This window comes from Kineococcus sp. GCM10028916 (genome assembly GCF_042674865.1).
GTDB lineage: Bacteria > Actinomycetota > Actinomycetes > Actinomycetales > Kineococcaceae > Kineococcus.
In genome coordinates this window covers 757161-770143 of sequence record NZ_JBHTFM010000003.1, presented here as the reverse complement: position 1 = coordinate 770143, position 12983 = coordinate 757161, and the positions used below count along the sequence as shown (strand labels likewise).

Annotated in this window: 14 protein-coding genes; 3 read left to right on the top strand and 11 right to left on the bottom strand. The window is 72.5% G+C overall.

Annotation, left to right across the window (positions count from 1 at the left end; all coding sequences use genetic code 11):
• The first annotated feature begins 18 nt into the window (after positions 1 to 18).
• Positions 19 to 558 carry a 2'-5' RNA ligase family protein gene (locus tag ACFQ46_RS06235; protein WP_380258207.1) on the top strand — a complete coding sequence of 180 codons (540 nt, stop codon included), beginning with the start codon at positions 19 to 21 and terminating at the stop codon, positions 556 to 558.
• On the opposite strand, the gene ACFQ46_RS06230 is transcribed toward ACFQ46_RS06235, so the two are convergent.
• The gene (locus tag ACFQ46_RS06230) at positions 532 to 1677 is read right to left on the bottom strand and encodes a citrate/2-methylcitrate synthase (protein ID WP_380258205.1); all 1146 of its coding nucleotides are present in this window, start codon (positions 1675 to 1677) and stop codon (positions 532 to 534) included. The genes ACFQ46_RS06235 and ACFQ46_RS06230 overlap by 27 nt on opposite strands.
• Before the next feature lie 54 nt (positions 1678 to 1731).
• On the opposite strand from ACFQ46_RS06230, the gene ACFQ46_RS06225 reads away from it, so the two are divergent.
• Positions 1732 to 2862 (top strand): citrate synthase, encoded by a 1131-nt coding sequence (locus tag ACFQ46_RS06225; RefSeq protein WP_380258203.1) that lies wholly within the window; start codon positions 1732 to 1734, stop codon positions 2860 to 2862.
• Positions 2863 to 2895: 33 nt separating this feature from the next.
• Positions 2896 to 3954, top strand: coding sequence for a LacI family DNA-binding transcriptional regulator (locus ACFQ46_RS06220; RefSeq protein ID WP_380258201.1), 1059 nt, complete (start codon positions 2896 to 2898; stop codon positions 3952 to 3954).
• Here the strand turns inward: ACFQ46_RS06220 and ACFQ46_RS06215 are convergent, their stop codons facing one another.
• The 10 genes from ACFQ46_RS06215 to ACFQ46_RS06170 all read right to left on the bottom strand — a co-directional run bounded on the left by ACFQ46_RS06215 (position 3955) and on the right by ACFQ46_RS06170 (position 12963).
• On the bottom strand, positions 3955 to 4782 hold the full coding sequence (locus ACFQ46_RS06215; protein ID WP_380258199.1) for an ABC transporter permease: 828 nt from the start codon (positions 4780 to 4782) through the stop codon (positions 3955 to 3957). It abuts the gene before it with no gap.
• Complete coding sequence (locus ACFQ46_RS06210) at positions 4779 to 5750, bottom strand: ABC transporter ATP-binding protein (protein ID WP_380258197.1); 972 nt, start codon at positions 5748 to 5750, stop codon at positions 4779 to 4781. Before ACFQ46_RS06210 ends, ACFQ46_RS06215 begins: the two co-directional genes overlap by 4 nt.
• Positions 5751 to 5995: 245 nt before the next feature.
• Positions 5996 to 6355, bottom strand: a complete 360-nt coding sequence (locus ACFQ46_RS06205; protein WP_380258195.1) for an Lsr2 family protein — start codon at positions 6353 to 6355, stop codon at positions 5996 to 5998.
• 119 nt (positions 6356 to 6474) lie between these two features.
• On the bottom strand, positions 6475 to 6645 hold the full coding sequence (locus tag ACFQ46_RS06200; protein ID WP_328294517.1) for a hypothetical protein: 171 nt from the start codon (positions 6643 to 6645) through the stop codon (positions 6475 to 6477).
• Between the two features lie 43 nt (positions 6646 to 6688).
• Positions 6689 to 8224 (bottom strand): lysine--tRNA ligase, encoded by a 1536-nt coding sequence (lysS, locus tag ACFQ46_RS06195; RefSeq protein WP_380258193.1) that lies wholly within the window; start codon positions 8222 to 8224, stop codon positions 6689 to 6691.
• Positions 8225 to 8243: 19 nt separating this feature from the next.
• The gene (panC, locus tag ACFQ46_RS06190; RefSeq protein WP_380258191.1) at positions 8244 to 9098 is read right to left on the bottom strand and encodes a pantoate--beta-alanine ligase; all 855 of its coding nucleotides are present in this window, start codon (positions 9096 to 9098) and stop codon (positions 8244 to 8246) included.
• A complete protein-coding gene (locus ACFQ46_RS06185) occupies positions 9095 to 9970 on the bottom strand; it encodes a Rossmann-like and DUF2520 domain-containing protein (RefSeq protein ID WP_380258189.1) in 876 nt (291 codons plus the stop codon). The genes panC and ACFQ46_RS06185 overlap by 4 nt, the downstream gene beginning before the upstream one ends.
• A 115-nt stretch (positions 9971 to 10085) precedes the next feature.
• Complete coding sequence (locus tag ACFQ46_RS06180) at positions 10086 to 11375, bottom strand: NAD(P)H-dependent oxidoreductase (protein ID WP_380258187.1); 1290 nt, start codon at positions 11373 to 11375, stop codon at positions 10086 to 10088.
• A complete protein-coding gene (locus ACFQ46_RS06175) occupies positions 11372 to 11917 on the bottom strand; it encodes a dTDP-4-dehydrorhamnose 3,5-epimerase (protein WP_328294512.1) in 546 nt (181 codons plus the stop codon). The genes ACFQ46_RS06180 and ACFQ46_RS06175 overlap by 4 nt, the downstream gene beginning before the upstream one ends.
• Positions 11914 to 12963 (bottom strand): NAD-dependent epimerase/dehydratase family protein, encoded by a 1050-nt coding sequence (locus tag ACFQ46_RS06170; protein WP_380258185.1) that lies wholly within the window; start codon positions 12961 to 12963, stop codon positions 11914 to 11916. Before ACFQ46_RS06170 ends, ACFQ46_RS06175 begins: the two co-directional genes overlap by 4 nt.
• Positions 12964 to 12983 lie beyond the last annotated feature (20 nt).

The following is a 12983-nucleotide window of genomic DNA, read 5'->3' as shown; positions in this document are numbered from 1 at the left end:
CTGCTTCAGGGTGGCGGCGTGGACACCGCCCTGCTCGTCCTGGTCCCCGAGGCCGAGCCCGTCGTCGGGCGGTGGCGGGACCGCCTCGACCCGGCCGCCGCCTGGGGCGTGCCCGCGCACGTCACCGTGCTGTACCCGTTCGTGCCGCTCGAGGCGCTGGACGACGCCGCGTTCGCGGTCCTGACCGCGATCGCGGCGGGCACCCCCGCGGTCGACGTCGAGCTGGCTCGCACCGCGACCTTCGGCACGGACGTCCTGTGGCTCGCCCCCGAGCCGGCCGAGCCGTTCCGCACCCTGACCCGGGCCGTCGGCGACCGCTTCCCGCAGGCCCTGCCCTACGGCGGCGCGCACGGCGGCTTCGACGACGTCGTCCCGCACCTCACCGTCGCCGACCACCCCTCGGCGGCGGACCTCGAGGCTGCCCGCACCGACGTCGGGGCCCGACTGCCGGTGCGGACCCGGGTGCGCGAGCTCACCCTGCTCGCCGGCGAGCACCGCCCCGGCGGCTGGCGGGTGGAGCGGCGGTTCCCGCTAGGCGTCCTGTCCGGGCAACGGTGAGGGCGCCGGCGGCCCGTCGTAGCGCGCGGCGGGCCGGATGATGCGGGGGTCCTGCGCCTGCTCGAGGACGTTGGCGCACCAGCCGATCACCCGGCTGGTCGCGAAGGTCGGGGTGAAGAGCGAGGGGTCGAGCCCCGCCTGGGCCATCACGACCCCGGCGTAGTACTCGACGTTGGCGTGCAGCGACCGGCCGGGCTTGAGCTCGGCGAGCACCGCCACGACCCGGTCCTCCACCGCCGCGGCGAGCTCGGCGAGGTCCCCGCCGAGCTCGAGGGCGGTCTCGCGGAGCAGGACGGCGCGGGGGTCGCGGGTCCGGTAGACGGCGTGGCCGAACCCCATGACCCGGCCGCCGGCGGCGAGCTGGTCGCGCACCCACTGCTCGGCGCGCCCCGGCGTACCGATCTCCTCCAGCGCCGCGAGGGCCCGGTCCGGGGCACCCCCGTGCAACGGCCCGGAGAACGCTCCGAGCGCGGCCACGACGGCGGCGGCGACGTCCGCCCCGGTGGAGGCGACCACGCGGGCGGTGAAGGTCGAGGCGTTGAAGCCGTGGTCGACGGTGCTCACCAGGTAGCGACGGATCGCCCGGACGTGCTCGGGCGCGGGCTCGCGACCGGTCAGCATCCACAGCCAGTTCGCCGCCGCGTCGAAGTCCTCGCGGGGGGCCACGGGCTCCGCCCCGGAACGGAGGCGGTGCAGGGCGGCCAGGACGGTCGGGGTCAGCGCGCAGACCCGCAGCGCGTCGGCGGCCCGGGCGGCGGGGTCCAGGTCGTAGACGGGCCGGAACCCCTCGGCGGCGCCGAGCAGGGACAGCGCCGTGCGCAGCCCGCTCAGCAGCGGACCCCCGGCGGCCGCGACGACCGGCAGCGCGTCCGCCAGCACCGCGGGCAGGTGCCGCTGGGCGGCGACCTCGGCCAGGAAGCCCTGCGCCTCCAGCGGCGTGGGCAGCGCGCCGCGGTGCAGCAGGAACCACACGTCCTCGACGCTGCGGTGGCGGGCCAGGTCGATGGCCGAGTACTGCCGGTAGTGGAAGAACCCCTCGTCACCGCGCACGTCACCGAGCGCGGTCGTCGTGACCACCACACCGCGCAACCCCGCGGGGACCTCGCTCGTCAGCGTCATGCCCGTCACCGTCCGCGCCTTGACGTGGCGGCGTCAACGTTGATCCGATCAACCGTGGGTGAACTGCTGACGACCGCCGAGGCGGCGCACCGCCTCGGGGTGAAGGTCGCCACGCTCTACGCCTACGTGAGCCGCGGGCAGCTGCTCTCCCACCCCGCCACCGACGGCCGGGGCAGCCGGTTCGACGCGGCCGAGGTCGACGCGCTGGCCGGGCGCGGGCGCAGCGGCCGCCGCCCCGTGGGGGCCGTGGAGACGGTCCGCAGCGCGCTGACCTCGATCGACGGCGACCGGTTGCGCTACCGCGGCCACGACGCGGTCGAGCTCTCCCGCGGGCACTCCTTCGAGGCCGTCGCGCGGCTGCTGTGGTCCGGCACCGCGACGCCGGGTCCCTTCGCGGGGGACGCGGAGCTCAGCCGGCAGGCGCGTGTGGTGCTCGACGCCCTGCCGGCGGGGTGCCGGCTGCCGGACCGGCTCCGCGTGGCGGTGAGCGTCGTGGGCGCGCTCGGGGGTGCGCTCGGTGGTGCGCTCGGTGGTGCGCTGAGCTCCCCGGAGGTCGTCCTCGGCTCCGTCCTGGGGGCCCTGGCTCCGGGGCCGTCCGTGGGCGAGGGGCTCGCGGCGGCGGCGGGCGCCCCCGGGGTGCGCCTGGACGCGCCGCTGGTCCTGCTGGCCGACCACGGCCTCGCGGTCTCGACGGTCGCGGCCCGGGTGGCGGCGAGCGCCCGGGCACCGCTGACGTCGGTGCTGTCGGCGGCGCTCGGTGCGGCGGACGGGCCGCTGCACGCGGGGGCCGTCTCGGGGGCCCACCGCTTCCTCGCCGACGCCCTGGGCGGGTCCCTCGTCGTGGAGCCCGGGGTGCGCCCTCCCGGGTTCGGGCACGTGGTGCACGCGACGTCGGACCCGAGGGCCGAGGAGTTGCTGGCGACGGTGCTGACGGCGTGGCCGACCGCCCCCGTCGCGGAGGTCCTGCCCGCGGTGCTCGAGCGGGTGGTCCGCGTCCACGGTGCGGGCGCCTTCCCCAACGTGGACCTGGGTCTCGCGGCCTTCACCCACGCCCACGGGTTGCCGGGCGAGGTGGGCGAGCTCCTCTTCGAGGTGGCGCGCTGTGCGGGGTGGATGGCACACGCCCTCGAGGAGTACGCCGCCCCAGCCCTCCGTTTCCGTGTACGAGGCTTACACAGAGAGTGATCTTTCTAGAAGCTTTGAGCTAGGGTTCGTGCCATGTCGGGCGTGAGCATCAAGGACGTCGCCGCCCGGGCCGGGGTGTCCATCGGCACCGTCAGCAACGTGCTCAACCGGCCCTCGTCCGTGTCGGAGCCGAACCGGATCAAGGTCCTCGAGGCGATCCGCACCCTCGGCTACGTCCGCAACGAGTCCGCCCGCCAGCTCCGCGTCGGCCGCAGCCGGTTCATCGCGCTGGTCGTCCTCGACCTCGCCAACCCCTTCTTCTCCGAACTCGCCCGCGGAGCCGAGGAGACGGCCGAGGCGGGCGGGCACACCCTGCTGCTCTGCAGCAGCGCCCAGGACGTCGAGCGCGAACGTCGCCACCTCGAGATGCTCCGCCAGCAGCGGGTGGCCGGGATCGCGCTCTCCCCCGTCGACACCTCCGAGCAGCGCCTCGCCGAACTCCGCACGCTCGACGTCCCGCTCGTCCTCGTCGACCGCGACGATCCCGACGGGGCGACCCGCTCGGTGTCGGTCGACGACGTCGAGGGCGGCCGGCTCGCGACCGCGCACCTGCTCGAGTCCGGTCACCGCAGGATCGCGGTCGTCGGCGGACCGCGCGGTTTCACCCAGGTCGACCAGCGCTTCGAGGGCGCCCGACGGGCGGTGGCCGCGGCCGGCCTGCCCCTGGAGACCCTCGTCGAGATCGTCGTGGACCGCCTGGACATCGACAACGGTCGACGGCAGGGGATCCGGTTGGCCGGCTGGTCACCCCCGGACCGCCCCACCGCGGTGTTCTGCCTGAACGACCTCATCGCCATCGGCGTCCTGCAGGAGGTCGTGCAGCGGGGTCTCAAGGTGCCCGACGACCTCGCGATCGTGGGCTACGACGACATCGACTTCGCTGCCGCCGCAACGGTTCCCCTGAGCTCCGTCCGCACACCGAAGGAGGTCCTGGGCCGCTCGGCGATCCGGATGCTGTTGAACGGGACCCCGGACGCGGAGAACGGCGCGGAGAACCGCGGGGAGGACGACGGGGACCTGCCGGTCGTGCACCACGACCGGCAGGTCCTCTACCTGCCCGAACTCGTCGTCCGGGCCTCCTCCGGGAACTGATCAGACGTCGCGGGTCTTCACCGAGAGCGCGCCGACCCCGAGCAGGACGGCGACCCAGACGGCGAACACCGCGAGACCGGCGCCCGGCGGGAGGAAACCCGGGGCGTCGGAGACGGAGACGAGGTTGTTCGTCGTGTTGGTGAAGAAGTACTCGTTGACGGTGTCGCCACCCCAGCTGTCCGGGACGAGCTGGAGCAACGGCGGGACGACGAAGATCGCAGCCACCACCGTGCAGATCGCGCCGGCGGAGTTCCGCATCAGCGCGCCCAGCCCGAGGCCGGCCAGGGCGACACCGACCAGGAGGGCGACGGTTCCGAGCAGCGCCCGCAGCACCCCTGCGTCGCCGATGGAGATCCCGAAGTCCCGGGTGTTCAGGATCGCCTGACCCAGGAGGAACGCCACGAACACCGCGACGCCCAGGACCACCGCGACGGTGACCGCGAGCACCAGGGCCTTGGCGAAGAAGACCCCGAGGCGGCCGGGAGCCGTGACGAAGGACGTGCGGATCATCCCGGTGGAGAACTCCCCCGCGATCACGATGACCCCGACCGACGCGACGACGAGGGTGGCGATCTGCGCACCCGTCGTGCTGGCGGCCAGAGCGTCGAGGCCCGGAGGGCCCTGCGTCGGGTCGGCCGAGCTCATGATCGAGCGGGCCGCGAACGAGAACGCGACGCCGATGCCGATCGTGGCGAGGAACGACGCCGCCATCGTCATGACGACGGAACGGACGCTCCAGAACTTGATCCACTCCGAACGGACCAGCCCGGGGAAGGTCACCCGGTGCTCGACGGGGCGGAACTGCTGGACCTCGACGGTCGCGCTCACCGCGACACCTCCTGTCGGCTCTGGGCGGGTTCGGGAACGTCGGCGGTGTCCCCGGGAACGGCGGGTCCGTGCGCCTGGTACTCCACGGCGCCCGCGGTGAGTTCCATGAACGCCTCCTCGAGGGAGGCCTTGACGGTGGTGAGTTCGTGCAGGGCGACCCCGCGGACGGCCGCGGCGTCGCCGACGGCCTGCGCGGACATCCCCCGCACGTCCCAGCTGCCGTCCTCCAGGACCGTGAGCGTCCCCCCGCCGGAGGTGACCAGGTCGCGCAACTGCTCGGCCTGCGGGGACCGGACGGTCACACCGCGCGGCTGGACCCGGGCGATGAAGTCGCGCACCGTCTCGTTCGCGATGAGCCGGCCCTTGCCGATGACGACGAGGTGCTCGGCGGTCAGCGCCATCTCGCTCATGAGGTGCGAGGACACGAAGACGGCCCGGCCCTGACGGGCGAGCTCCTTCATGAGGTTGCGGATCCAGAGGATGCCGTCGGGGTCGAGGCCGTTGACCGGCTCGTCGAACATGACGGTGCTCGGATCACCCAGCAGCGCGGAGGCGATCCCGAGGCGCTGCCCCATCCCGAGGGAGAACCCGCCGGCGCGCTTGCGGGCGACCTCGCGCAGGCCGACGAGGTCGATGACCTCGTCGACGCGGGAGGCACCGATGCCCGCGGTCGCGGCCATGGCCTGCAGGTGCCGGTAGGCGGAGCGGCCGGTGTGCACGGCCTTGGCGTCCAGCAGGGCCCCGACCGAGGACAGCGGCGCGCTGTGCGCGCTGAAGGGCTTGCCGTCGACGAGCACCTGACCGGCGGTCGGGCGGTCCAGGCCGACGATCATGCGCATCGTCGTGGACTTGCCGGAGCCGTTCGGCCCGAGGAAACCGGTGACGATGCCTGGGCGCACGGTGAAGCTGAGGTCGTGCACCGCGACCTTCTTGCCGTAGACCTTGCGCAGGCCGACCGCCTCGATCATGGGATGACCCTTCTGGGGGTGGACGTGCTGACGTCCCTCATCCTCACGGGCCGTGACCGGCCTCGGCATCCACCGATGGGTGCGGGACCCGTCCTGCCGAAGGTGCGAGCGCAGACCCTGGCCCCGACCGCAGGGTGGCCCGGCGGCGCGCCGGACGACGGGAGGCCCCCGATCCCGTGCGCGGCACGAGGGCGGGGGCCTTCCGTTCGAACGGGTGGGGCGCCGCGCGTCAGCGGCGCTCCCTCCTAGTGGGCGTCGTCGTAGGCCTGGAGGATCTCGGCGGAGATGCGGCCGCGGTCGGAGACCGTGTAGCCGTTCTCGCGGGCCCAGGTGCGGACCTCGCCGGTGTCGCGGTCGGGACCGCTGCCGGCGGGCTTCGCGGCGGCGGCGGGACGCGGCGTGCTCGAACGGCGACCGCCGGCGGCGCGACCGCTCACGCGGCGGGCGTGCCCGACCCAGGGGGCGAAGGCCTCGCGCAGCGCCGAGGCGTGCTCGTCGGAGAGGTCGATCTCGTAGTTGACCCCGTCGAGGGAGAAGGTCAACGTCTCCGAGGCGTCACCGTCGTCGATGTCGTCGACGAGGAGGACCTGCACCTTCTGCGCCATGAGTGGGCAACCTTTCACGAAGAATCAGCGCCCGAACGCGAAAGTGCGCCGGACCTGCGTCACTCTGACGCATTCCGACGCACCGGGTCAAATCAACCCGCGAGAAAGGGAAAAGACGTTCAGGAAGGCCGGTCGGTGCCGTTCGCGCTTTCCGCCTTCGCGCGGCCCTCGGCCCGGACCTTCGCCTCGGCCGCCCGTTCACGCCGGTCGGCGTGCAGGATCGACCGCATCAGCAGCGCGAACAGGGCGCAGAGCCCGACGGACGGCAGCAGGGCGGCGAGGTAGTCCACGACCGCAAGCTTACGTCCGCCGGGCCGCTCCGGCGTCCTGCGTTCAGCGGGGCTTGACCAGCGGGAACGTGATGGTTTCGCGGATCCCGAGGCCGGTGAAGGCCATCAGGAGGCGGTCGATGCCCATGCCCATGCCGCCCGTCGGCGGCATCCCGTGCTCCTGGGCCTGCAGGAAGTCCTCGTCGATGCGCATGGCCTCGTCGTCGCCGAGGTCGGCGAGGCGGGCCTGTTCCACGAACCGTTCCCGCTGCACGACGGGGTCGACGAGCTCGGAATACCCGGTGGCGAGCTCGAATCCGCGGACGTAGAGGTCCCACTTCTCCACGACACCCGGGAGTTCCCGGTGCGCACGCACCAACGGCGACGTTTCGACGGGGAAGTCGCGGACGAACGTCGGGGAATGCAGGGAATCAGCGATCCGGTGTTCCCAGAGTTCCTCGACGAGCTTTCCGTGGGTCCAGCGCACCGCGTCGACGCTGATTCCCAGGCGTTCCGCCACGGCGAGGAGGTGTTCCCGGGAGGTTTCCGGGGTGATCTCCTCCCCCAGGGACTCCGAGAGCGAGGGGTACATGGAGATGGCGGCCCACTCCCCGCCGAGGTCGTAGGCCGAGCCGTCGGCGAGGGTGACCTGCTGGGTCCCGAACGCCTCGGTGGCGGCGTTCTGGATCAGGTCCTGGGTGAGCCGGCCGATCGAGTCGTAGTCGCCCCAGGCCTGGTAGGTCTCGAGCATCGCGAACTCGGGCGAGTGGGTGGAGTCGGCGCCCTCGTTGCGGAAGTTCCGGTTGATCTCGAAGACGCGTTCGATGCCGCCGACGACGCAGCGCTTGAGGAACAGCTCCGGCGCGATGCGCAGGTAGAGGTCGGTGTCGAACGCGTTCGAGTGCGTCACGAACGGGCGCGCACTGGCCCCGCCGTGCAGGGTCTGCAGCATCGGCGTCTCGACCTCGAGGAACCCGCGGTCCTCCAGCGTCCGGCGCACCGCACGGACGACGTTCGAGCGGGCCCGGACGTTCGTGCGGGCCGCCTCGCGGACGATGAGGTCGACGTAGCGCTGCCGGACGCGGGTCTCCTCGGACAGTTCCTTGTGCAGGACGGGCAAGGGACGCAACGACTTCGAGGCCATCAGCCAGGAGTCGGCGAGCACCGAGAGTTCCCCCCGCTTGGAGGAGATGACGTTGCCGTGCACGAAGACGATGTCGCCGAGGTCGACGTCGGACTTCCACGCCGCGAGCGCGTCCTCGCCGACGCCGTCGCGCGACACCATGGCCTGCAGCCGGGTGCCGTCCCCCTCCTGCAGGGTCGCGAACACCAGTTTCCCGGTGCCGCGCAGGAACACCACGCGTCCGGTGATCCCGACCTGGTCGGTCGTCTCCTCGCCCGCCTCGAGGTGGGCGTACTGCTCGCGCAGCTGGGCGAGGGAACCGGTGCGGGGCACCGAGACGGGGTACGCCTCACCTCCCGCGGCGAGGATGCGGTCGCGCTTCTCCCGCCGGACCCGCACCTGTTCGGGGGCGTCGTCGAAGTCCTCGTCGGGACCCTGCGCCGCGTCGGTCTGGTCCGGGGCCTGCGTGTCGCTCACGCCTCCAGGTTAGTCGGGATCAGTTGTCGGGTCGGCCCACGACGAGGGGGACGTTGTCGATCAGGCGCGTCGAACCCACCCGGGCCGCGACGGCGAGCAGCGCGTCGCCGCGGTAGTGCTCGCGCACGTCGGCGAGGTCGAGCGGGTCGACGAGGGCGAGGTAGTCGACGCGGGCGGCGGGTTCGGCGACGAGGACGTCGCGCGCGGCCCGGCGGACGGCGCTGGGCCCCTCGCTCGCGGCGGCCGCCCCGGCCGTGAGCGCCTTCTGCAGCACCAGGGCGACCTCGCGGTCGAAGGGGGTCAGGTAGCGGTTGCGGCTCGACATGGCCAGACCGTCCCCCTCGCGCACGGTGGGGACGGCGACGACGTCCACCCCGAGGTCGAGGTCGCGCACCATCCGGCGCACCAGCAGCAACTGCTGGGCGTCCTTCTGACCGAAGAACGCGAGGTCGGCGCGGGTGAGGTGGAACATCTTCGCGACGACGGTCAGGACGCCGTCGAAGTGGCCGGGACGACTCGCTCCCTCGAGGACCGTGCCGAGCGGTCCCGCGGCGACCCGGACGCCGGGATCGCCGTCGGGGTAGACGACGTCGGGGCCGGGGGCGAACACGACGTCCGCACCGGCCGCCTCGGCCAGGCGCAGGTCGTCGTCGAGGGTGCGCGGGTAGCGGGCCAGGTCCTCCCCCGCCCCGAACTGCAGGGGGTTCAGGAAGATCGTGACGAGGACGGACGGGGCGCGGCGGCGAGCTTCGGCGATGAGCTCCGCGTGCCCGGCGTGCAGCGCGCCCATCGTCATGACGACGGCGACGGGCCCTTGGAGGGCCGAGCGGGCCGCGGCGAGTTCGGCGCGGGTCCGGGTGACGGTGAGGCTCACGGTTCTCCAGTTCGGTGCAGTTGCGTGCGCACGGCGTCGGCGAGCGCGGCGGTCAGCCTGCCCGACGCCTGCGCCCGGTCGGTCGCGACCCCCGCCAGCTGGACGTAGGTGGCCGCGGTCCGCGGGTCGTGGTCGGTGAGGACCCGCAGGTGGGTCGCGACGGTCCCCGCGTCGCCCCGGGCGACCGGTCCGGTGAGGGCCTCGTCGCCGTGGGCGAGCACGTTCTCGAGGGCGGCCTGCAGCAGGGGGCGCAGGACCCGTTCGGCGTTGTCCCCCACCGCGGCGCGGGCCGCGTCGAGGGCCTGCGCGACGAGGGTGACCAGGTGGTTCGACCCGTGGGCCAGGGCGGCGTGGTAGAGCGCGCGTTCCGCGTCGGCGACCGCGACGGGGGACGCGCCCCACTCGCGGACGATGGCGTCGGCGACGGGCGCGAGGACGGCGGAGCTGGTGACCGCCACGGCCGCCCCGAGGAGGCGTTGCAGGTCCAGCGAGGTCCCGGTGAAGGTCATGGCGGGGTGCAGCGCGAGCGGGAGCGCCCCGTTCGCGGCGGCGGGGTCGAGGACCCCGGTGCCGTGCAGACCGCTGGTGTGCACGACGAGCTGGCCGGCCCGGACGTTGCGGGCGAGCCGGGTGACGAGCGGTCCGAGGACGTCGTCGGGCACGGCGAAGAGGACGAGGTCGGCCGCGAACGCGTCGGCCGGTTCGATCCAGGGGACGTCGGGCAGCAGGGCCTCGACGCGTTCGGCGTTCGCCCGGGTCCGCGCGGAGATGCCGGTGATCCGGTGTCCCGCGGCCCGCAACGCGGCCCCCAGGACGGGCCCGACCCGGCCTGCGCCGACCACGGCGACGTCGAGCCTGCCTGCGGAGTTCACGTCCGGAACCCTAACCCTGCACGAACGCGGCCCCCGGGTCGGGACCGTTGACGCAACGGGACGAACCTAGTGGCCCGAAGCGTCAACGGTCCCGACCCGGGGGCCGAGCAGAGGGTCAGTTCCCGAGCAGGGCGGCCTGTTCCGCTCGGAGGGCGTCGATGAGACGGCCTTCCGGCAGGATCACGTCGTCGTAGGTCAGGACCTGGTCCTTCTTCACGTCGTTCTTGAGGACGCAGCCCTCGGCGACACCCATCGGCAGCAGGTTCTGCGCCCGGGTGGCCGCGTAGGTCTCGGCCACGCCGTAGGTGTCGTACCCGCCGAGGCGGTCGATCTCCCGGCCCGCGGCGAGGTCGGTCTTGGCCGTGGTGACGACCTCGACCTTCACCTCGTCACCGGGGACGATCGTGGCGTCGGCGAACAGCACCGCACGGGCCACCGTGAGGGGGACCTCGAAGTGGCACAGGTGGTACGGCGTGTAGAACGAGTACAGCGGCCCGGTGCCGAGCTTGTACAGGTTCAGGTAGTGCTGCTGCTTCGGGTCGTCGTGGGTGCCGAGGACGTAGACGCCGGGGCCCGGCTTGGAACCCACGACGTAGTCGACGACGCCGCCGAGTTCCTTCAGCTGGTCCACGTCGTACATGGTCGTCAGCTCGTCGACGTGACCGCGGTGGTCGGCGCCGCGCATGCCGCGCTTCTCGATCGAGAACCCCGCCGCGTTGGCGACCAGCGCCTGCTCGAACGACACCTTCGTGCCGTCGGCGAAGCTCGTCACCATGTAGGGGTCCTGACCCCACTGCTTGGCGAACCCCTCCTGGGTGGTGGGGTTGCGGTACTCGTCCTGCAGGCCCTTGATGTTCCCCGACACCAGCGGCGTGACGCCGATGGAGCGCACGAAGCGGATGAGGTTCATCTGGACGCCGGGCTGGTCGCCGTCGCAGCCGGTGTAGATGACCCCGGCCTTCTCGGCGCGGGTGCGCAGCGCGAGGCCGGCGGTCCCGTCGACCTCGGCGTTGAGCAGGACGATGTGCTTGCCCGCCTCGATCGCGCGGACGACGACGTGCGCGCCGTACTCGGTGTTCCCGGTCGCCTCGACGACGGCCTCGACCTGGCCCGCGTCGACGACGGCCTCGTAGGAACCCGACACGACGGGCTTCCCGGCGGAGATGGCCCGGTCCACGGCGGCGGCGTCGTCGGCCTCGACCACGCCGGTGACCCCGGCCTGCTCGTAGGCGTCACGGGCCTTCGACACGGTCCGGTTGGCGATCGCGACGAGTTCCATGCCGGGCACGGAGTTCACGACCTGGTTGACGAAGCCCCGGCCCATGAACCCGGCACCGACGAGCGCGACCCGGATGGGACGCCCCTCGGCCTGGCGCTGCTGGAGCGCCTTGTCGACGATGATCAAGAGAGCACCGCCCCGTCCGCGAGCAGCGTCCAGGACGCGTCCTTGTCGCTGATGACGGCCACGTCGCGCACCCAGGGCAGGGCGAGCTCGGGGTCGTCGAAGCGCAGGCCGCGTTCGGTGCCCGGGGTGTAGCTCTGGCTCACCTGGTAGGTGACCTCGGCGCCGTCGGTCAGCGTGAGGTAGCCGTGGGCGAAGTACTCCGGGACGTAGAGCGCACGACGGTTCGCGGCGGAGAGCTCCACCGCGACGTGCTGGAACCGCGTCGGGGAGTCCGGGCGCAGGTCGACGATGATGTCCTGGATGGCGCCGGCGGTGCAGCGCACCAGCTTCGCCTCCGGGGCCGGGTCGACCTGGGTGTGCATCCCGCGCAGCGTCCCGGCCTTGTGGTTGAAGGACAGGTTGCACTGCTCGACGGCCGGGTTCAGGCCGGCTTCGAGGAACTCGTCGCGGCAGAAGGACCGGGCGAAGAACCCGCGGTCGTCCGCGCGCTCCTCGAGGTCGATGATCGCGACGCCCTCGATGTGCGTGGTCTGGATCTTCACTTGGTGATCCCCGAGACCGGCTGCGTGCGCCAGAAGAGTTCCTTGTCCAGCTGCTCGGTGCGGATGAGGTGCTCGAGCTGCTTGAGGCGGGTGTGCCCCTTGCCGGTGAAGGTCGCCTCGTCGAGGTCGATCGCCCGGAAGACGTCGATGAGCTGCTGGGCGCCCTTGTCGGCGTTCCAGTCGCAGGAGAAGCCCTCGAGGGTCGAGTGGATCTTGTCGAAGTTCACCTTGTAGCTGCGGTTGTCGCCGTTGTTGCTGGCGCCGAAGGTGATCTCGGCCTCGGGCAGCGCGCGGCCGACGGCCTCGGCGATCTCGCGGACGCGGTAGACCTGCTCGGAGTCGCCCACGTTGAAGATCTGGTTGTGGATCGCCTCGCGCGGGGCGTCGAGCACCGCGCGGATCGACTTGGCGATGTCGAGGCCGTGGACCAGCGGGCGCCAGGGCGAACCGTCGGAGGTCATGGCGATCTTGCCGGTGGTGTAGGCGAGGCCGGCGAGGTTGTTCAGCACGATGTCGAAGCGCTGACGGGGCGAGGCGCCGTAGGCGGTCGCGTTGCGCATGAACACCGGCGAGAAGTCGTCGTCGGCCAGCGGCGCGACGTCGCGTTCGACGAGGGCCTTGCACTCGGCGTAGGCCGTCTGCGGGTTCACCGCGGAGGTCTCGTCGACGGTGTCCTCGGCCACGCCGTAGACGGAGCAGCTCGACATGTAGACGAAGCGCTGCACCCCCGCCTGCTTGGCGATCTCGGCGAGGCGGACCGAGCCCTTGTGGTTCACCACGTAGGTGACGTCGGGGATCAGCTCACCGAGGGGGTCGTTGGACAGCTCCGCCATGTGCACGACGGCGTCGGCGCCCGCGAGGTCCTCGACGGTGACGTGGCGGATGTCCTTGGCCAGGGTCTCGACCGAGGCGGTGACGCCGTTGTAGAGCCAGCCCTGCTTGTAGTAGCCGGTGTCGATGCCGAGCACCGAGTGGCCGGACTCGAGCAGGGTGGGGGCGAGCAGGGCGCCGAGGTAACCCTCGGTCCCGGTGACGACGATCTTCACAGCAGTTCTCCGGTTCCTAG

What these genes read in the sequence shown, in the direction of transcription:
- ACFQ46_RS06230 (WP_380258205.1), bottom strand. Translation starts at nt 1,677, where the DNA reads ATGACGCTGACGAGCGAGGTCCCCGCGGGGTTGCGCGGTGTGGTGGTC.
- ACFQ46_RS06220 (WP_380258201.1), top strand. Translation starts at nt 2,896, where the DNA reads ATGTCGGGCGTGAGCATCAAGGACGTCGCCGCCCGGGCCGGGGTGTCC.
- ACFQ46_RS06210 (WP_380258197.1), bottom strand. Translation starts at nt 5,750, where the DNA reads ATGATCGAGGCGGTCGGCCTGCGCAAGGTCTACGGCAAGAAGGTCGCG.
- ACFQ46_RS06205 (WP_380258195.1), bottom strand. Translation starts at nt 6,355, where the DNA reads ATGGCGCAGAAGGTGCAGGTCCTCCTCGTCGACGACATCGACGACGGT.